The organism is Vagococcus fluvialis bH819, assembly GCF_900163795.1.
GTDB lineage: Bacteria > Bacillota > Bacilli > Lactobacillales > Vagococcaceae > Vagococcus > Vagococcus fluvialis_A.
Map to the genome: position 1 here is coordinate 1 of NZ_FWFD01000004.1, position 19,118 is coordinate 19,118.

The 19,118-nt window shown below is 31.3% G+C and carries 19 protein-coding genes; 4 read left to right on the forward strand and 15 right to left on the reverse strand.

Annotated features, from left to right (window positions below; all coding sequences use genetic code 11):
• The 7 genes from FM121_RS01960 to FM121_RS01990 form a co-directional block, all read right to left on the reverse strand.
• A partial coding sequence (locus tag FM121_RS01960) for a Cna B-type domain-containing protein (protein ID WP_143597052.1) occupies positions 1-3,910 on the reverse strand: 3,910 nt, incomplete at its 3' end.
• A gap of 573 nt (positions 3,911-4,483) precedes the next feature.
• A complete protein-coding gene (locus FM121_RS01965) occupies positions 4,484-5,455 on the reverse strand; it encodes a tRNA dihydrouridine synthase (protein WP_086950474.1) in 972 nt (323 codons plus the stop codon).
• Positions 5,456-5,615: 160 nt separating this feature from the next.
• A complete protein-coding gene (locus FM121_RS01970; protein ID WP_086950475.1) occupies positions 5,616-6,323 on the reverse strand; it encodes an LrgB family protein in 708 nt (235 codons plus the stop codon).
• Positions 6,313-6,687, reverse strand: coding sequence for a CidA/LrgA family protein (locus FM121_RS01975; protein WP_256958397.1), 375 nt, complete (start codon positions 6,685-6,687; stop codon positions 6,313-6,315). Before FM121_RS01975 ends, FM121_RS01970 begins: the two co-directional genes overlap by 11 nt.
• A 175-nt stretch (positions 6,688-6,862) precedes the next feature.
• Positions 6,863-7,078: a hypothetical protein gene (locus tag FM121_RS01980; protein ID WP_086950477.1), complete on the reverse strand. Its 216-nt coding sequence runs from the start codon at positions 7,076-7,078 to the stop codon at positions 6,863-6,865.
• 61 nt (positions 7,079-7,139) lie between these two features.
• Complete coding sequence (locus FM121_RS01985; protein ID WP_086950478.1) at positions 7,140-7,340, reverse strand: cold-shock protein; 201 nt, start codon at positions 7,338-7,340, stop codon at positions 7,140-7,142.
• A gap of 451 nt (positions 7,341-7,791) precedes the next feature.
• A complete protein-coding gene (locus FM121_RS01990; protein ID WP_086950479.1) occupies positions 7,792-9,219 on the reverse strand; it encodes a hypothetical protein in 1,428 nt (475 codons plus the stop codon).
• Positions 9,220-9,639: 420 nt separating this feature from the next.
• Here FM121_RS01990 and FM121_RS01995 point away from each other — a divergent pair, with 420 nt between their 5' ends.
• The 3 genes from FM121_RS01995 to FM121_RS02005 all read left to right on the forward strand — a co-directional run bounded on the left by FM121_RS01995 (position 9,640) and on the right by FM121_RS02005 (position 10,749).
• Entirely contained in the window at positions 9,640-9,891 is a 252-nt protein-coding gene (locus FM121_RS01995) for a hypothetical protein (RefSeq protein ID WP_086950480.1), read from the forward strand.
• Between the two features lie 54 nt (positions 9,892-9,945).
• On the forward strand, positions 9,946-10,473 hold the full coding sequence (locus FM121_RS02000) for a GNAT family N-acetyltransferase (RefSeq protein ID WP_086950481.1): 528 nt from the start codon (positions 9,946-9,948) through the stop codon (positions 10,471-10,473).
• Between the two features lie 87 nt (positions 10,474-10,560).
• Positions 10,561-10,749 (forward strand): hypothetical protein, encoded by a 189-nt coding sequence (locus FM121_RS02005; protein ID WP_086950482.1) that lies wholly within the window; start codon positions 10,561-10,563, stop codon positions 10,747-10,749.
• A 53-nt stretch (positions 10,750-10,802) separates the two neighbouring features.
• Here FM121_RS02005 and FM121_RS02010 read toward each other — a convergent pair whose 3' ends face one another.
• The 5 genes from FM121_RS02010 to FM121_RS02030 form a co-directional block, all read right to left on the reverse strand.
• Positions 10,803-11,231 (reverse strand): GNAT family N-acetyltransferase, encoded by a 429-nt coding sequence (locus FM121_RS02010; protein WP_086950483.1) that lies wholly within the window; start codon positions 11,229-11,231, stop codon positions 10,803-10,805.
• A gap of 85 nt (positions 11,232-11,316) precedes the next feature.
• On the reverse strand, positions 11,317-12,108 hold the full coding sequence (locus FM121_RS02015; RefSeq protein WP_086950484.1) for an ABC transporter permease: 792 nt from the start codon (positions 12,106-12,108) through the stop codon (positions 11,317-11,319).
• A 1-nt stretch (position 12,109) separates the two neighbouring features.
• Entirely contained in the window at positions 12,110-13,072 is a 963-nt protein-coding gene (locus FM121_RS02020; RefSeq protein ID WP_086950485.1) for an ABC transporter ATP-binding protein, read from the reverse strand.
• A gap of 158 nt (positions 13,073-13,230) precedes the next feature.
• Positions 13,231-14,340, reverse strand: coding sequence for an alpha/beta hydrolase (locus tag FM121_RS02025; RefSeq protein WP_086950486.1), 1,110 nt, complete (start codon positions 14,338-14,340; stop codon positions 13,231-13,233).
• Between the two features lie 30 nt (positions 14,341-14,370).
• The gene (locus FM121_RS02030) at positions 14,371-15,279 is read right to left on the reverse strand and encodes an ROK family protein (RefSeq protein WP_086950487.1); all 909 of its coding nucleotides are present in this window, start codon (positions 15,277-15,279) and stop codon (positions 14,371-14,373) included.
• 115 nt (positions 15,280-15,394) lie between these two features.
• Between FM121_RS02030 and FM121_RS02035 the strand changes: the two genes are divergently transcribed.
• Positions 15,395-16,501: a helix-turn-helix domain-containing protein gene (locus tag FM121_RS02035; RefSeq protein ID WP_086950488.1), complete on the forward strand. Its 1,107-nt coding sequence runs from the start codon at positions 15,395-15,397 to the stop codon at positions 16,499-16,501.
• A 78-nt stretch (positions 16,502-16,579) separates the two neighbouring features.
• Here the strand turns inward: FM121_RS02035 and FM121_RS02040 are convergent, their stop codons facing one another.
• From FM121_RS02040 to FM121_RS14615, 3 genes are all read right to left on the reverse strand, one after another.
• Entirely contained in the window at positions 16,580-18,367 is a 1,788-nt protein-coding gene (locus tag FM121_RS02040) for a glycerophosphoryl diester phosphodiesterase membrane domain-containing protein (protein WP_086950489.1), read from the reverse strand.
• Positions 18,368-18,727: 360 nt separating this feature from the next.
• Positions 18,728-18,862 (reverse strand): hypothetical protein, encoded by a 135-nt coding sequence (locus tag FM121_RS14610; RefSeq protein WP_256958395.1) that lies wholly within the window; start codon positions 18,860-18,862, stop codon positions 18,728-18,730.
• Positions 18,863-18,963: 101 nt separating this feature from the next.
• Positions 18,964-19,098, reverse strand: a complete 135-nt coding sequence (locus tag FM121_RS14615) for a hypothetical protein (RefSeq protein WP_256958396.1) — start codon at positions 19,096-19,098, stop codon at positions 18,964-18,966.
• Positions 19,099-19,118 lie beyond the last annotated feature (20 nt).

The following is a 19,118-nucleotide window of genomic DNA, read 5'->3' on the forward strand; positions in this document are numbered from 1 at the left end:
TTTCTTTATTGACATAAGTGTTTGTAATTGTTGTACCTTCTACTTTACTTGTGTAGTTTTCTGGTACTTTGATTTCTTTGACGCTGTAGCTGTACTCTTTACCTTTATTGTCGTACTTAGGTAAGTCTTTAAAAGTGTAAATCCATTTGTCTGAATTACCTTTTATTTCTTCTACTTTTTCTGACTCTCCATTTTTCAATAACTCAACAGTAATGTTTTCTGGACGAGTTTTGAATTGGTTACTATAATCTTCCCAAATCTTGGTTACTGGTAATTCTGTTGTTTCTTTATTGACGTAAGTATTTGTAATCGTTGTGCCTTCTACTTTACTTGTGTAGTTTTCTGGTACTTTGATTTCTTTGACGCTGTAGCTGTATTCTTTCCCTTTGTTGTCATACTTAGGTAGATTTTTAAAAGTATAACTCCACTTGTCTGAATCACCTTTTAACTCTTGAACCATTTCTGATTTACCATTTTTAAGTAATTCAACGGTAATGTTTTCTGGACGAGTATTAAATTGGTTACTATAATCTTCCCAAATCTTAGTTACTGGGACTTCAACAGTATCTTTATTAACGTAAGTGTTCGTGATCGTTGTACCTTCCACTTTACTTGTGTAGTTTTCTGGTACTTTGATTTCTTGCACTGTATATCGATAGTCATTACCTAAAGCATCTTGTTGCGGTAAATTAGTAAAATTATAAGTCCATTCATTGTCTTGTCCTGATAATTCTATTTCTTTAAATTCTTTTTCATTTTGTAACAAAGCTACTTTAATGCTGTCTGGACGAGTATTAAAGTGATTGTCATAATCTTCCCAAATTTTTGTAATGGGTAGACTGACTACTTTAGGAACAACAGTTGCTTCAACATCTGTATTTTTTAAAGAGTTAATAATAGGTTGATCTTTTTCATAGGATTTTACTCGTGCGTAAAAATAAACACTGGTCTCTTTTCCTTGAATATTGTTCCCTTTAGAATTACTTATTTTAATTTCATTATTGTCATAAACTGCTTGATATTTACCTGATTTATCTAATAATTTAATTTCTGATAATTTATTTTTTTCTGTTGGAAGAGAAGTAAATAAGTTATTTTCAGGAACAAAACCTAAAAATTCAATCTCCTTTGGTAATTCATCAATCACTTCAAAACCAAAAGCACCAGTATAACCACCATTTGGTAATAATTTAATTTGATAAACCACGATATCATCACTATTTTTTTCTTTCATATCCAGGTTTAAAGATTTTTTAAAGACTTGCTCGTCCATTGAAGCAACTTGCTTATCTAAAGCCATCTCATCACCAAAAGAATTAACTTCTGTTTCTTTAGTACTTGTATAAACTTCTTCATGCCCTTTGACATTGAAAGTTGCTGTATTTTTAATATCTAGTAATACCTTCTTGTCAAAGACTTTTGTTTTCAAAGATAAATTAATTTTCATGCGTTTACCATCTTGAAAACCTGCTGCTAATTCTTTAAATTTATCGTTCGGTCGAATGATTAATTGTTGTTCATTATTTTCATTCTTATCACCTAGAGAAAGCGTTAATAAATCTGCCAGTTCTCTTTCGCCCCAACCTAATTCTCCAGATAATTTAGCATTTAATAACTCTGATTCATCAAAATAATCCAAGTTAACCCAATCAATTAATTCAAAATCATCCATGCGACTAATTGGTTTATCCCATCCATTAATCTCAAACGCATAGTCAATAGTTGCTGCTTCACCTTTTTCAATTTGGATATTACTTTTAGCATTCTTTTTAAAGGCTTTATCTTCTTTGACAGGAGGAGTCACGGTTTCTTTCTTCTCTATCCCCGTATCAACGTATGTCGGGTACTGATTAGGACCATCATGTAATATCGCCCAATTTCTAATAGACCAAGTTGGACGGTTGTATTTTCCAACGTATTGTCCATTTATCATCCGACTAACCTTTAGTGTCATTTTTAATTGATACGACTGATTTTTATCTTTACCTACATTCACATATAATCTGCCATTTTTTAAAGCATAAGAAAAGACTGGTGCTTTAGCTAACTCAGTAATCATATCACCATCATGAATTTCTTGATATTGACTACTAACATCTTTTCCAATTGATTTATCACCCTGCATTACATTAAGCGCTGAGATTTGATATTCAATATTTGTCGGTAAAATATCAACCAAAACGGTATTTTCTTTTAAAGCGTTTGTTCCTTCTGTTTTAAACTTATTCAAATTAATATCGACTTGATAATTTAGATCAACCGTTGTCGGCTTATCTGCTTCATCAATAAAATAACCATCATCTGTTAAACGATGTTTCATAAAATCTTGATCCACTGTTTTATTAATAATGTCCCAGGTATTCTCTTGATTAGGATCAATAACTCCTGGTTTTGTTGCTTTTGAATAGCCTATTGAAAATTGACCTGTTTCTTCTTTATCATTGAATTTAGCAATGTTTTTAACAACATAATTACCTTGATCTTTTGTTTCTAACTCTTTTTCAGCTTCCTTGATAAGCTCTTCCTTACCAGATTCTGTCATAAAAGCAGTATAGTTCAGCTCTAACTTAGAATTTGCTGGCAAATTAATATTTGTTAATGTTAATTTATTATCTACAATAACAATATTAGAAGCGTCCAATGGATACTCTTTTGTTTCTGTTACTTCATTCAATTCATCCATAACGGTTGTTGTTGTTACTTTAGCTTTTATTTTTGATACATCTGAATTAATGTTCCATCGTGAATCAATTTCATCCGTAATCGTTCCACCAGTCACTCCTTCAGCTGTTTCCCAATTTAATTTGTATTTAACATTGGCCTGTTTATTTTCAGTAATAGTAACCTTACCCTTTTCATCTTGGGTGATAGCATATTTATTACCATTTTCAACATTTTTTTTAGTTCGATTTTTATAGTTGGTACTTGGAATTTTTGACCCTGGTACTTTTTCGATAATTGTGACTGTGCCTTCATCTCCATCCAAAGACCAAGATAAATGACGTTCTTCATTTTTTTCTTTTTGTGTTAAATGATATTTACCAGAAATCGTAAATTCACCATTACTGTTAATCGTGCTATCTTTAAATTTAATATTAATTTTTTGGGGATTATTGGGATCACGAGTAATGCTTTCAATATTTTCATTTCCTGCTGGAACTTTTAAAATACTGTCGGGCAGTTCTAACTCTTCTGGAAAAATAATCGGAACTGTTTTTCCTATTAAATCAGTCGATCCTGCTTGATACCCTAAACGAAAAGTAAATGTATCATTTTCATTAATAATTGGTATCCCATTAAATTTAGAACCATTAAGCTCTAAAATCATCTCTAGACTAGAGGGTTGATCCACTACATTTCTTTGCATCTGTTGTTTGACTACAGGTTGTTCTTTAACTATTTCTTTTTCCTCTGAAGAGGCTGTTGTAGAAGTATCCATTTCTGATATATCTGATGATTCAATTTCATATTTTTTCATTTCTAATGGTACCGTTATTTTTTGTGAAATAGTTGAGGCACTCAATTCACTTAGGCCTTCAACTGAATCACGACGAATACTCAATTTAATTTTAAGAGCTGATTGACTCTGAGCTCGGCTATTGATTAAAAGTTTATTGCCATTCTCAATCGCAACATCTTCTTGTACTGCCCCACTAGTACTTGAAACAGTTGCTGCTATTCCTTCATTCAAAAGAATTTCAAACTTTTCATCTACTTCTGTTACATTAGTTACGTGAGCTGTTATTTCTGTCGCAATTTCTTCTTCACTCTCTGAAATAACCTTAAATGTTTCTAATAATACACCTGTCACCTTTTCATTTTCCGCTAACGCCATAATTGGTAAAAATGACTGCGCAGTAAATAAAAACGTCACAAAAAAGACTAACGCTTTTTTTAAATTCTTATTCAACTTTTCCCCATCCCTTATTTTTAAAATACTCGTAAAAAAAACGACGTCTGGGTAGACATCGTACTTATTCACGGTTTCATTTATTCGGCAAATTCAATTATAGAGGTTATTTTTCAAATGACATTCTCTCTTTTTACACCACCATATGCAATATAACAACATCATTTTTTTGTGATTTTAACAACAATTAGTTATGTATACGTTACCAAACTTACTAAAACAAAGCATCTTTCTTTTTTATTTTTAAAACGTTATAGTAATAATTAAATAACAATAAAAAAATTTTGATTACTTTTTTATAATTTTTAGGTATAAAATTTTATAGATATTAATCCTTTTAATAAGTCTTTTATATTAATATATTGTCTTATTAATAAGACTTTATATGTCTTAATTTATTTTAAATAACAGTATATACTCTAAAAATGTTTTTTTGTAATAAAATAGTCTTGTTTTTTAATAAAAAAAAGAAGATGATTAATAACCATCTTCTTTTTACATATATACAAAGTATTCAACTTTTAAGAATAAAACATCTTATTAGATAGACAATAAAAAACCTTATAAGGATAATCAGTCCTTTATAATATGAAAGTTACATTCTTCCAAAATATTTCTCACTTCGTCTGTTGATTTAGTATTCATCAATTTCACTCGTAAATCATTAGCACCCGGGAATCCCTTAACATAGATTTTAAAGAAGCGATGTAAACCAACAATTGATCGCGGTACTAATTCACTAAACTTGTCTTGTAGATCTATTTGCATTTGTAGTAATCCTAATAATTCTGAAGAACTATGTTGTCTTGGTGTTTTTTCAAAAGCAAAAGGATTTTTAAAAATTCCTCGGCCAATCATAATACCATCAACGCCATATTTTTCTGCTAGTTCCATACCTTGTTGGCGATCTAGGATATCACCATTAATTGTAATGAGAGTATTTGGCGCCACTTTATCTCTAATAGCCATAATTTCGGGAATTAAGTCCCAATGAGCCTCTACCTTACTCATCTCATCTCTTGTTCTTAAATGAATCGATAAATTAGCGATATCTTGCTTCAATAAATGTGTAATCCACGCTTCCATTTCTGACAGTTCTTTAAAACCTAAACGAGTCTTCACACTTACAGGTAAGCCCCCAACTTTAGCTGCTTGAATTAAGTCAGCTGCTACTTCTGGTCTTAAAATTAATCCACTCCCTTTCCCACGATCTGCCACATTAGGTACAGGACATCCCATATTTAAGTCAATTCCCTTAAATCCCATTTCTGCTAATCCAATACTCATCTCACGAAAAAATTCCGGTTTATCTCCCCAGATATGCGCCACAACAGGTTGCTCATCTTCCGTAAAAACTAAACGGCCCCGCACGCTATCACGGCCCTCTGGATGGCAGTAACTATCTGAATTAGTAAATTCTGTAAAAAAGACATCTGGTGCACCAGCTTTTTTTACCACATGTCGAAATACCACATCTGTCACATCTTCCATCGGTGCTAAAATAAAAAAGGGCTTTGGTAACTCTGCCCAAAAATTAGTTGTCATAATTTATATCTCCGTTCATTGTCTTGATTATTTTGTGTTTCCTTCTGAATAAAAGCATCACCATTATACTAATAAATAAAAAAAGAAGCAAAGTGGAAACGACACCTAAAAAAACAGTCAGTATTCAGTGAATCAGGCCCACTGAATACTGACTATTTTTTTAAATCACCCAACTAGCAACAATCGCTGCAATAGGCGCTAATGCCACAACGGTTATACCAGTCACCACAATTGCAAGTCCCGCCATAGCTCCTTGGACTTCTCCCATCTCAATCGCACGTGATGTTCCAATCGCATGGGACGCACTACCTAGAGCAATCCCTTGCGCCACTGGGTCATCCACACCAAACCATTTCATAACACTTGGTCCAATCATAGCGCCCAAAACGCCTGTGATTACCACTAAGCCAACGGTTAGAGAAACAATTCCACCTAGAGAATCAGAAACGCCTACCGCAATCGCTGTCGTAATGGATTTGGGAATCAACGTTATGACCATTTCTTGATTAAAATTAAAGACTTTCGCAAATAAGAAAATCAACATCGTATGGAAAAGAACGCCTAAAAAAATACCACTTAAAATTGCTGGAAAATAACGACGGAGATAATCAAAATTTTTCTCTAAGGAAATAGCTAAAGAAACTGTTGCCGGTGTAATAAACAAGCTAAAATACTTGCCACCCTCTTGATAAGTATTTAATGGAACATCAAAAACCATCAACAAAATAATGATTGCAATGATCGTAAAAGATAAAGGTGTAAATAATGGATTGGAAGGATACTTGGCTTTTAAATGGCTAGATAACAAGTAAAAACCAAATGTCAACGTAATCCAAAGTAAGGGATTTTTCAATATATCATTCAACATGAGATTTTAATTCCTTTTTTAATAGAGTTTTTTTATCAAAACGACGTTTAATTCGTTGAACCACACGTCCCACAAAGACAATCATCAGCCCCGTTGTAATAACCATAATAATAAGTAACTGCCACCAAATGTCCTTTAACATATCAAAATTAGCCATTAAGCCAACTCCTGCTGGAACGAAAAATAGTCCCATATTATTAATAAGCCAATGTCCGGTATCCTCTACTTGATTCATCTTAATCCATTTAAAATGAAGGGCACAAAATAAAAGCACCATGCCTATCACACTTCCTGGAATGGGGATGATTTTTGAGACAATCTCTCCTAAAAAAGAAAATAAAAATATGACGAATAACTGCTTCATAACTTTCAAAAGTAATCTTCCTTTCACTTACCTTGAACATATTCTAACACTTTTTAATCTGCTTTGTGCTTTTTTAATGAAAAAAATTATGAAAATTTTCATAAAAAACAAAATAGGGCTAAATTTATTTAAAAACAAATTTAGTCCCACTTTATTTTTATTATCTACTATAACTCTATTTAATCAAATCTTTATAACTAATCACTGTTTTTTCTGATAAAGTGCTTGTTTTAGAAAATGTAGGAACTGTGACAATTGCCGAATTGATCAATAATTTACTAATTCTACCCTCATATAATTCTTTTTTGTATACGAAAGATACTTTTTGATTTTTATAAAATTGTTGGTTTTCTATTATCTTTTCTTGCGGTTTCCATTGTCCAAATCCCATAATTATTTTCCTCCTTCAAAAAAAAAGACCTAAAATAATTAGATCTTTTTACCCTTTAAAATTAAGCTTTGTGAATGTTAACAGCTTGCATTCCACGTTGGCCTTCTTCAATTTCAAATGTTACTGCTTGACCTTCGTCAAGTGTTTTAAATCCGTCTGATTGGATTGCTGAGAAATGTGCGAAAAGATCTTCACCGTTTTCTCCTGTAATAAAACCAAAACCTTTGTCTGCATTAAACCATTTTACTGTACCGTTATTCATATAATTTCCTCCTATGCATATCTTAGTATGCGTTTTGTTGCAATAGACGTTTGATAAGCAAAAGAAGAATTATAAATATATATTTAGTATCCTTATTACATGTCAAATTCAATTACTATATTAGTATAACACAAAAACCTTTTGATTTGTGAGATTTACACTAATACTATAAAAAAATGTTTCTAACTAACAATAAATATACCATTTAACAATTACAAAAAGGCCCCCATGATACAATTAACGTAGACATTTCTAGTAAACTGACACAATGTTTTAAAAATTTATAAATGATTAATTATTTTATGAAAAAAAAGAACATATTTTATTATTACCTTATTTTACAGATTGATATGCTTGCTTTTGCAATGGTCACAGGAGCAGCACTTGGAGTGATTTCAAAAAATTATAAAATAAGAGATACCTTCTGTAATACTTTTTTCTGTATAATTTTTTACTCAAAATACATTTTTATATAAGAGAAAATACTCGTTTTTATTTGATACACATTATTACCATTACTGTCCTTTTTTTTATTAAATTTCATTTTATCTATTATCAATCCCTCTTTATTTTTTATTGATAGACGATTTTTTTCGATTACCACATCTTCTTTTTCAACTGGAATTTGTAAATACGTTTCAAACATAAAAATATTTTTATGTTTTATCATTATTTTTTCATTTTGTATAGTGGTATTTATTATCCCTGATTTTTGAATAGAAGGAAATAAGTATACACCTTGACTTGTCAGATTATCTGTAAATTCAGCAAGTGAAATATTAATGTAAGTTGCTGATCCTTGAGAATCTTTTCTTATTAATTCATCAAATGATTCTCCAATTGTTTTATTTATATTATTAAAATTTTTTTTAATTGGTAAGACTATATTTTCTTGATCTAAATCAATTTTTTTTCTTGCACTCGTTTCAAATAAAAGGTCTAAAGGTGACTTTTTATTTTTTTTAAATTCAATTGTATCTATTTTATTTAATTGATTTATTAAAGATAACGCTAAATCTCCAAGTATATAGCTTTCAATTTCAGCATTTCCAGATAATTCAGTAACCACTGTATCAATAGGGTAAATGCCGTCTATTTCATCTCCACTTAAAAAACGTCGCAAACTTTTTTCAAAATATGAAGCAGTACCTTCTGAAATATCTGTAGATAATGTCTCTAAGTATTCTTGCTTAAACTCTTTTTTCCAGCGGTCATGTAAGTAGGCAGCTTCTGAAATATATTCTTGCTTTTTCTCCGCATCTTTTTCTTTGTATCCTAATAACAGGCGGTCATAAATACTTATTCGTAGTGTTCTTGATTTTTCTTGAATAGGATATGATGTTCCTCTTTTTTCATAACCAGATTCTTCCGGCCAATTTTTTTGTTCATAAAAATGAAAAGATTCATGCATAGCAAGATCATAAAAATTATCTCTTTCAATATCTGTAAAAACATCAGCAGATTTACCTAAAAATAGTGATATACTTCTTTTTTTATTAAAAGTAATTTTACTAAAAGATCCTACTGTATTATCAGCTTTTTTCAATGCTTTTTTGGCTGAATAACTATTTAAATCTACATTGTTTACTTTATCATCTGAAATAAAGTAAGCTTTAGATCCATTAGTGATAAAAATATTGTAATCAGAAAATGTAAACTGTTCCCAATGATCATCCCAACTATTCTTAATTTTTTTATGATTTTCCCCATAAACTTCAGCAGTTTGTTTTAATTCAAAATCTGATATTGGAACCTTTTTAATCACTGCTTCTTTGGTTTCTTCTAAATTTTCTCTTTCAGATGCGTGAACCTCAGTATTCGTCAAAAACATAAGAAATAAAAATGTGAAAATACCTATAGATAATATATTTCTCCTCATAAATAAACCACCTTTCTTTTAATACGTACCTTAATTATAATGCGGATTTTTTTTAACTCATCGGTCTATAGACTTATTTTTTTCTAATTTTTAATTAACTAATTGAAAGTTAGAAAAATAAGCTAAGATAAAACCACTTATTCTGATATATTTAGGATAAAAAAATTTATTACTACCTTTTATTTAAATAACTATGATAAAATTATCAATTAAAAAGGTGATGTTTGAATAAAAAAAGATAATCTTTTTTATCTTAATTAGTTTTAGTCTATTTGCTTATGGGTGTAAACCTAAAAATAAAAAATTCAAACAGTTAATAGCTCCACACTAACTAATACAACGACTTCTAAGATCAATCAAATAAAATTATCTAAAGAATATCTACTAAGTAGACGGTAATCCACAGAACAAAATTGGCCTATGGAGATAGATATTTATGAAAATCTTGAAACAAATCAACTTGAACTCAGCATCTTAGCTCCAGAAGATGCTGTCGGTTTTTTTAACACTACAAGTGGTTACAGTTCTTTTTCTAGCAGTGATAACTCTGCGAGATATAAATTTTCTCTTTGTGATGATCGTTTAACTATGACAAAAATTTATACCTCTGATAGTCAAAATTCTTCAGGTCCCATTCGTCCTTGGTATTTAGAAAAAATCAACACTGACTAACTTGTCTAAACTACGATTACTTAAATTAACTATAAAAAATGAGGAGTGATTAAAATGGTAGAAACGTTAGAGACACCACGTTTAACATTACGAAAAATGACCGTTGCTGATTCTGAAGAAGTCTTTGAAAATTGGACAAGTTCTGAAGCTGTAGCAAGGTATCTAACTTGGGCTCCACATTCTTCCGTCGATATAACAAAAGATTGGTTAACCTTCCAAGAAAAAAGTGACACTGTAGACTGGGGAATCATACTAAAAGAAACCAATCAATTAATTGGAAATATTTCTGTTATTGAGGATAAGCCCAAAATTAAATCGAAAACACTAGGTTATGCATTAGGTGAAAAATTTTGGAATCAAGGTTATATGAGTGAATCTTTAACAAAAGTCATTGAATTTTTATTTGAAACAACTGATGTGAACCGAATTGATGCAGAACACGATATAGAAAACCCTGGATCTGGCCGAGTTATGGAGAAATCTGGAATGACCTTTGAAGGGATTTTAAGAAAAGCCGGATTAAATAACCAAGGGATTGTTGATGTAGCCTTTTATAGTATTTTACGGTCTGATCGAGTATAGAATGAGAACGCTTTATTTATTTAGGTTTTAAAGATATTTCATGATAAAATATAACTATCAAATAAACTAAAGAAAAGAGGATTTTTTATGTCTAATGATAACCCGTATATTCCTAATCCACCTACCCCTGCAAGTGATTCTATTAAAGAGGTAGACAAAGAAATCATTCTAAAAGAAAAGTTTAGTGACGAATTGATGAGAAACTTAAATTCAAAAAATACTGATATTATTTTACCTGACGAAATAAAAATAAAGGAAAGAAAAAAAGAAGATTAGACCATAAAAAAGGCTCTCAGAAAAATTCTGAAAGCCTTTTTTACTTCATTCATTTATCTTTTCAAATGCAATATTGGATAAGGTTTGCCAAACCCATCTGTCTGACTTTCAGATGCTACTTCAAAACCATGTTTTAAATAGAATTCTTTGGCATTTTTATTCTGCTTATTCACATCAATGTACCGAATATTTTTATGCTCGATCAACCACGTTAAGATCCAATTACCATAACCTTTGCCTATATACTTTGGATCTAGAAAAAGCATTTCTAATTCTTGAGCATTACCTCCACTAAAACCAACTACTTGATTTCCGTTATACCAAAGAGATAGCTCTACTGCATCTAAGAATTTTGGAATCTGCATTTTATAGAAGGCTTGATCTTCCGAACTAAGGAAGTGATGTGTCGCTTTGACTGACAATTCCCAAATAGTTAAAATTAATTCATAGTCATTTGATGTTGCTGTCTTTTTAATTAACATTTTACATTCTCCTCAACTTTTTATTTTTTTATCCTCTCCTTTATATTTTTATCATCTTTAGGTAGTTTCACTCAAAAATCTACTATTAACGGGCTGCCATTTTCTTGAATCGTTTCATTCCAACAATTCCCATCACAAGAGTAAATACGACAATTCCACCTAAACTTAACCAAATTGGCATGGCATCCGACGTTTCAATCATTGTGCTTCTTAACGCTTCATTAATATATACTAAGGGATTTAATAAAACCAACCCTTTCATTACTGGAATAGCACTTAAAGATGCCCAATTGAAGAAAATAGCCCCAGTAAAGATAATTGGCATTAGAAAGCCTGGGAACATTGCCGCAATTTGCATTGGTTTAACAATTGTTCCTACTAATAATCCTAACGTTGCAGACGTAACTGAACTAATTAATAGAATTAAAATCAACTGTAGAATATCTACTGATGTCATTGAGAAATTCAAGTAACTTCCCATGAAAATAACCGAAACCGGTGAAACAATTAACGCTCCAATCCATGATTCAATAATCCCGACAACCATCTTCGACCAAGCGGTTACTTTAATACTAACTGGGGCTTGTAAACGATCCTCAATCTCTCTCGAATTATTAAAATCCATTGACAATGGGACAGCTGTTCCGTGAATACCTGTAATTAGCAAACTCATACCAATCATCCCAGGGAACATTTGATTGGGGAAATCTTCTGATAAAATACCTATTTTAGGTAGAACATAACCATAAGTTAAGATTAAAATAAATGGCAACATCGCTACCCTAAAAATAAACTCTGCCCAGTTCCTTAGTTGAATGACTAAATCTCTTTTAACCATAATCCAAAAGACTGTTGATGTTTTCACTTGATTATTCATATTATTTCTCCCCTTCGTGCGTTGTTGTTAAATGGATAAAGATGTCATCTAAAGTAGTTGAACTTAGTTGGATCTTTTCTAATTTCGTCATTGATGTATCAAACAAATGAAGAATTTCTGTCAGTGCTTTTTTGCTATCATAAGGGTAAATACGATACTCTTTATCATTAACTTTATTAATATTTTTTACTGTTTCTAATTTTGAAATTTGTTTGAAGAATAAATCTGTTGTTTTATCAACTTTTAAGTAAATGAGGTTTTCTGATGGAATTTCTTTTTTCAATTCATCGATGGTTCCAATAGCTTTTATCTCGCCCTTACTATAAATTGCTACTCGATCTGAAAAGCGTTCTGGCTCTTCCATATAGTGTGTGGTTAAAAAGACTGTCGTTTTATTCTCTTTATTTAATTTCAATACATGATTCCAAAGAATTTCACGATAGCCTGGATCAAGCCCTGTTGTTGGTTCGTCTAGGAATAAAATATCAGGTTTATGCATGATGGCTCTAGCAATTTTCAAACGTTGAGCCATCCCACCTGAAAAACTTTTAACATAATCATCTTTCCAATCATACAAACCAAAATCTTTTAATAGCACATTAGCACGATCCTTTGCTTCTTTTTCACTTAAACCAAAGTAACGACCATGATAAATCAAATTTTCATAAGCTGTTAACCCACGATCTAAATTATTATGTTGGGCAACAATTCCAATTTTCGCTCTAGCCGCAATCGGATTTTTCTTAATATCCTCACCATTAATGTAAATATCACCAGAAGTTGGAGATAGTTGTGTGGTTACCATATTAATCGTCGTGCTTTTACCTGCACCATTTGGCCCTAAAAAACTAAAGATTTCACCTTTTCTTAAATCAAATGTAATTCCGTTCACGGCTACATGGGATTCACCATTCGCTTTCTGGAATACTTTTTTCAAATTAACTACTTTCAAAATACTTTTCATGTCGACTCCTCTTTCGGTTTACAAATGTAATTTATTAACCGAGTTTACAATCGTAGTTCTAAATTGTCAAGAGATATTTCTTAACACAATAAAAAAACTTGAAAAAATAGTTATTTAAAACTACTTCTTCAAGTCTTTAATGTCTATTTTATAAATCACTATCGCCTATTTTTTTTAACAAAATCAATCATATCATAGATACAATCTTCTGCTTGCGGAAAATTCCCAATTTGATCAATATAAGCATGACCCATTCCATTATAAATTGTCACTGTCGTATTCACACCTAAATCGACTAATTTTTTTGCATAAGCTAAACTTTCAAATGTCAGAAAATCATGTTCCCCTGATGTAATCATAGTTGGCGGCATTTTTTCACTGACCGACATGTAAGGTGTTAAGTATTTATTCAGTACATTATCTGTTCCTAGAATTTCTGATAAACCACTTGTCATACCTGAAAAAATTTCAATTGTCGGGCGGATCACATTTTCATGTTTTTTATACATCATTACATCTCGAGTAATATCAAATTCTGTATATTGATCCTTGATTTCCCCCATATTAAGCGTTGGATATAATAAAATCTGACCACAGACATCTTGACGATTTTCTTCAATGTCACGATTGCTACAATAAGCCGTCAAATTACCACCGGCACTGTCACCTGCCACAAAAATACTTTGCGGATCAGCCCCCCACTCCTTGGCATTATCTGCTAACCACCTCAAACCAGAGTAACAATCTTTATGACCAGTTGGATAAGGATTTTCAGGGGCTAGTCGGTAATCAATACTTACCGCTATCATATTAGTTTGGCTAACAAATAAGCGAAGTGCCTCACGAATCACATCAATACTACCCGCAAAGAAGCCACCACCATGGATAAAATAAAGAACAGGAGAATTTTCTATTGGTGTTTCTGTTTGAAACCGAATCATAGGAATTTCATATCCGTCTTCTGCTTTCACAGTAAAATTAAACTCATCTATTGTTTCTTCTACAATCGGTGTCGCATCTACATTATTAAACATTTTTCTAAGACGCTTAATTGATTTTGGACTGGCATCAAATTTCATTAAACTCTTGGGCATAAATTTCATAAGTAAGCTTATTTTTTTCTGTGTTTGATAAAGTCTTGGGTCCATTGCCCCTGTGATATCACAATCTGGAATTGGTTTGACTGTAACTGCCACATCACGACGTGTCATTTGATATTGTTTTTCTTTAATTTTATCAACTAGTGTTATATCATATTTTCTTGTCATCTCATAAACCTCCTAGTTCGTTGTTTCATTTCATTCTATTTCTTCTAATAAATGATATAACGCACCCAATAATCCCGCTTCATTTCTAAAATGACATGGAACAATTTCAACAGGTGGGATCATACTTGAAAAAATTGGAAATGATGCTAATATTTGTTGGTGTTGTCTTTTAATTTCTTCAATCAGTAACGGTTGAGCACTAATGCCACCACCAATCGCTATTTTTTCTAAATCCACGACTGCTTGGACATTCATCATAATGAAGGCAACATCTCGACAATAGGTTTCGAATAATGGATAGATTAGTTCATTCTTTGTTTCTAGGGCTTCAAATACACGACGCCCGTCTAATCGATCGTCCAAACTAAGTTTTTCTGTTGCTTGTCTAATAAATCTTACTGCCGAACCTTTTGCTCCTCCAATGGTTCCTAAATCCACTGGGTATTCTGTTGCCATCATGAGCATACTAAATTCCCCAGCTTGAAAATGAGCTCCAGAGTGAAGTGAGCCATTCAATATCAACCCACCTCCAACGCCAGTTCCTAAGGTCATGACGCCACCATTCGAAATATTTTTTAATTGCCCTAACCATAATTCAGCAAGGGCAGCTGATTTTCCATCATTCATCACACTACAGGGCAATTTCATTTCTTTTTCGATAAATGCTTTCAAAGGAAATTCATGTAAGAAAGTCAGTGCTCCTCCATGATAGATAACACCTTCTTCAGAATCGATTTTCCCTGGACAACTAACTGCTACAGCTTTTATTTGATTATCATATTGTTTTAAAATCATCGTTAATACTACTTTAAAATCCGCTAAATTTTCAGGTGTAGCCTCTTTTTTTACAAAAACTATTTGGCCACTTCGGTTAATTAAAGCATGCTTGATAAAGGTCCCTCCAATATCAATACTTAAATAATGAGTCGATTGTGTCATACTAATTCCTCCCACATTTATTACAGCGCTTACAATTATATTTTACTTTTTATACGATTAACATTATAGTAATTTTAACTGATTAATAGTATTTTTATATGTAAGGAGTGACAAAATGAAACCTTTAACTTATTTTTTAAAACATTTAACAGAAATCACTAACTTTTCTTATCTTTTAATCAATAAGAAAACTCAAGAAACTATCTCACAAAAAAATTTAACTGATATCACTTTGTCTGATAAACAACTAACGGAACTTTTAAAACCAACGACGACGATTTTTAATTATTATCTAAAAGAACAACACCTACTGCTCATGGCTTATAATATGACCGATGAAGCGCAATTATTACTTCTATTCATCGATGATGAGATTAATCGGGTCATCTATTATAATGATCAATTACTTAAAATAGCAGAAATGATTCATTTATTCGTAACCGAACGTCCCTTTTCAAAAAAAGAAATTCTCTCAATTAATCAAAATATTCTTTATTTAAAAGAAAGTGTCATTGATAAAATAATTAGCCAGAAAATCGAGCAAGAAATTTATCACCATGATTACGAAAGTGAAGAAGCTCTCTTTTTAGAACTAATGAATGGCAATCAAGAAAGGCTGATTAGCCGTTTTTATTCTTTTCAAAAATACTCACAACTTGGTAAGTTATCTACAGAATCAAAACTACGAAATAAAAAAAATATTTTGATTGTCACTGTTGCCGTATCAACCAGATACGCTATTCGTGGGGGTGTTCCTAGTGAGCGAGCCTATACTCTTAGTGATAAAATAATCCAAGAAATCGAAAAAAAGAGTTTTTTTAAAAAAGATGAACCCCCAGAATTAGATATCATGTTGCTCTTTACCAAAGAAGTCATCAAATACCAGCATATTAATTACTCGCCTACTATAAAAAAAACCTGTGAGTTTATCCAAAAAAATACTTATACTAAACTGTCGGTTCCAATGATTGCTGATTACGCTAACTACTCCGTTCCGCATCTATCTGCTTTATTTAAACAAGAAGTTGGTCTCTCTCTGAATCAATATGTCATGAAGCAAAAAATAGAAGAAAGTAAACGACTCCTTGCTTTCAACCAGTATGATATGAGTACGATTAGTTCTTTATTAAATTTTACAGATGTCAGCTATTTTATTAAGGTTTTTAAAAAATATGTGGGTTTGACACCAAAGGAATATTGTCGAGGAAAAAGGAATATCTAGAGAATTTTTAAAAGAAAAAAACTCCCAAAGTACAATATTACAGTACTTTGAGAGTTAGATATGATTAAACATTCATTCTCACAAATCATCTGGTATAACAGAAATATAATTCATAATCCGGTTAGCGTAATTAGGCGAGTTTTGAAATTCTTTAATTTCTTGTTTTAATACAGTCAATTCATCCGTAATTATGCCATCGACATCTAAAAACATCATCTTATCCATTGTCTCTGTATCATTGATAGTCCAAGCGTAAACCCTTCGTTTAGTGGCATGAGCCTTTAATATAAACGTATCATTTAACGTTGTAGATTCCATTGTATACGTATTGGATTTAGTGTTTGGGAAAACAAAATTATATGACAAGATGTAAGAAACAGGTATCTCTGGTGCTTTGCTTTTTAAAAATGTCACCACGTTATAATCCAAAGATTGTACTTCATGATGATTTTTTAAAATATCAGCTTTATATTTTTCAATAAAATTAGTCATCATCTCTGAAGAATCCAGCTTAGACGCTTTGATTTCAATCAATAATTTTTGCTTACCTAAATTAGCAGTGGATAAATACTCATCAAAACTAGCTACTTTAGCTTCCAAACCTTTTTCTTTAACTGTCAGTTGTGTTAGCTCATCCAAAGTATATTGTTGCGGTGCCCCATCAACACCAGTCAGATTTTTCAAATCTGGATCATGCATCGTCACAAATTGTCCTTCTTTTGTTTCTTGAATATCCATTTCTACGTAATCTGGTTTCAATTTCATTGTTTCTTTTAGTGCTGGAATCGTATTCTGAACGCCATTAGGATTTTCCAAACTATCTACGCCACGATGTGAAATTATTTTGGGTGTTTGTTGTGTCATCCCATTAAGATACAATACATTAAATAATAGAACCATTAATCCTGTTCCAACTAGAATCGTTAGGTTCATTCGATTAAACCAACGTGGGGCCACTCGTCGAGGTTTTATTTTTTCTCCATACCCCATGAAAGGAATAATTTCTGGATTAGTTAATAATAAAAACAGCAGTAAAACACTAGTCCAAGCGCCTCCAATAACATTAATCAGTTGAACTAAAGATAAATTAATCATCGCACCAATTAACGGATAGGGATTTGCTAATTGATCTAATCCTGCTTGTAGTATGCAAATCATTATAAAAACAACGTATTTAAGAGCCATACTAATAAAACCTAGCACAAACATTCGCCACATAAAATGCCAAAATTTATGCTTAGTTAAAGCCAAACTCTGCTGAACCGCTATTTTTGTTGGTAATTCACCTAAGATAACAAGCGGAAGAATAAAAAGCCAACGAATAGCTATATAACCAACAATCATACCAGCCATTCCTAGTAGCACCGCATACAGTACATTAGTTTCAATAAAATCCATAATAAAAACGGGAATGACCACTTTGTTCAATAGCTGAGTATTAAATATTTCATGAGAAAAAGGCAAAATCAACATAAAATAAAAGAGAAAAAAAAGAAATGAGCCTACCGTTTGTTTCCGAAGAATTACCCAACTTTCTTTTAATAGTTCCACTAAATTAAAATGACGCTGATAAATCTGCCTAACCCCCAATAACAAATAAGCAAATTGAAAAAAAATCGTTAAAATTAAAATACCTAATAACAGTAGCAAACCAATAATGGCTAATGGTTTATGGAGAAACACATTTAAATTAGTATAAGAAATATACGGAATTTCCTGTGATTGTAAAATCAATGAAGCTAAAAAATCAAATAGAGTCACTGCTAGAAACAGCATAATATTTATACTAAAAAATAGAATCAAATAATTGACACAGTTTGAAAAAAATTCTTTTGTGGCTTTTTTAAATAAATGACTTGTCGACATGTTGGCACCTCCAATTTTTTAGCTAACTTCCCTAATTGTATTATATTGTTCACTATATACTAAAATAAGCAGTAATTTCAATAAAAACATTGAAAATGACGCTTAACGAAACAACGAAAAAACACCTTTCAAATAATTAGGAGGTGTTTTTTGAGTTATAATATATTGAAAATCGGGTGTCACTTACAGTTTTATTTTCCTCTATTTATAATAAATAATAATTTTTTATCTGCTCAATCAATACTTCTAAAAAACCTTCCTGATAAGCAACTTCACTTGTTTTACTAATTTCTTCTGCGATACTACATAATATTGGATTTGTGACACCGTTTAATTTTTTTAAGCGGCTATCACCGAAAACTACGACTCATTATCGAAATTAATTTCTGCTAGTATGTATTTTTTTTGATAAGCTATCGGTAAATTCAGTTCTACTTCCTTAATAGATTCATCAATTCCTATATTTTCAAAAATATCACTTAAATAATCATTCATAAAAATGTACTCCTCTTATTATTATCATCATATCTCATGGTTTAGAAAAATAAACTCAACAAAAAAACACCCTCCAACTTAGTGAAAGATGCTTCATTGTATTAATTAAAAATCTTTGGACCTTTACGCATGTTCTTTACGTCATTTTTAGGATCAGCCATTGTTTTAGAACGTCCGCCTGATTGCTTGTTTTTAATCAAGTCTAACATTTTTTCTTTTGCTGTTTTTTCTGCCATTATTTATCACTCTTTCGTTT

What these genes read in the sequence shown, in the direction of transcription:
- FM121_RS01965 (WP_086950474.1), bottom strand. Translation starts at nt 5,455, where the DNA reads ATGACAACTAATTTTTGGGCAGAGTTACCAAAGCCCTTTTTTATTTTA.
- FM121_RS01970 (WP_086950475.1), bottom strand. Translation starts at nt 6,323, where the DNA reads ATGTTGAATGATATATTGAAAAATCCCTTACTTTGGATTACGTTGACA.
- FM121_RS01975 (WP_256958397.1), bottom strand. Translation starts at nt 6,687, where the DNA reads ATGAAGCAGTTATTCGTCATATTTTTATTTTCTTTTTTAGGAGAGATT.
- FM121_RS01980 (WP_086950477.1), bottom strand. Translation starts at nt 7,078, where the DNA reads ATGGGATTTGGACAATGGAAACCGCAAGAAAAGATAATAGAAAACCAA.
- FM121_RS01985 (WP_086950478.1), bottom strand. Translation starts at nt 7,340, where the DNA reads ATGAATAACGGTACAGTAAAATGGTTTAATGCAGACAAAGGTTTTGGT.
- FM121_RS01990 (WP_086950479.1), bottom strand. Translation starts at nt 9,219, where the DNA reads ATGAGGAGAAATATATTATCTATAGGTATTTTCACATTTTTATTTCTT.
- FM121_RS01995 (WP_086950480.1), top strand. Translation starts at nt 9,640, where the DNA reads ATGGAGATAGATATTTATGAAAATCTTGAAACAAATCAACTTGAACTC.
- FM121_RS02000 (WP_086950481.1), top strand. Translation starts at nt 9,946, where the DNA reads ATGGTAGAAACGTTAGAGACACCACGTTTAACATTACGAAAAATGACC.
- FM121_RS02005 (WP_086950482.1), top strand. Translation starts at nt 10,561, where the DNA reads ATGTCTAATGATAACCCGTATATTCCTAATCCACCTACCCCTGCAAGT.
- FM121_RS02010 (WP_086950483.1), bottom strand. Translation starts at nt 11,231, where the DNA reads ATGTTAATTAAAAAGACAGCAACATCAAATGACTATGAATTAATTTTA.
- FM121_RS02015 (WP_086950484.1), bottom strand. Translation starts at nt 12,108, where the DNA reads ATGAATAATCAAGTGAAAACATCAACAGTCTTTTGGATTATGGTTAAA.
- FM121_RS02020 (WP_086950485.1), bottom strand. Translation starts at nt 13,072, where the DNA reads ATGAAAAGTATTTTGAAAGTAGTTAATTTGAAAAAAGTATTCCAGAAA.
- FM121_RS02025 (WP_086950486.1), bottom strand. Translation starts at nt 14,340, where the DNA reads ATGACAAGAAAATATGATATAACACTAGTTGATAAAATTAAAGAAAAA.
- FM121_RS02030 (WP_086950487.1), bottom strand. Translation starts at nt 15,279, where the DNA reads ATGACACAATCGACTCATTATTTAAGTATTGATATTGGAGGGACCTTT.
- FM121_RS02035 (WP_086950488.1), top strand. Translation starts at nt 15,395, where the DNA reads ATGAAACCTTTAACTTATTTTTTAAAACATTTAACAGAAATCACTAAC.
- FM121_RS02040 (WP_086950489.1), bottom strand. Translation starts at nt 18,367, where the DNA reads ATGTCGACAAGTCATTTATTTAAAAAAGCCACAAAAGAATTTTTTTCA.
- FM121_RS14610 (WP_256958395.1), bottom strand. Translation starts at nt 18,862, where the DNA reads ATGAATGATTATTTAAGTGATATTTTTGAAAATATAGGAATTGATGAA.
- FM121_RS14615 (WP_256958396.1), bottom strand. Translation starts at nt 19,098, where the DNA reads ATGGCAGAAAAAACAGCAAAAGAAAAAATGTTAGACTTGATTAAAAAC.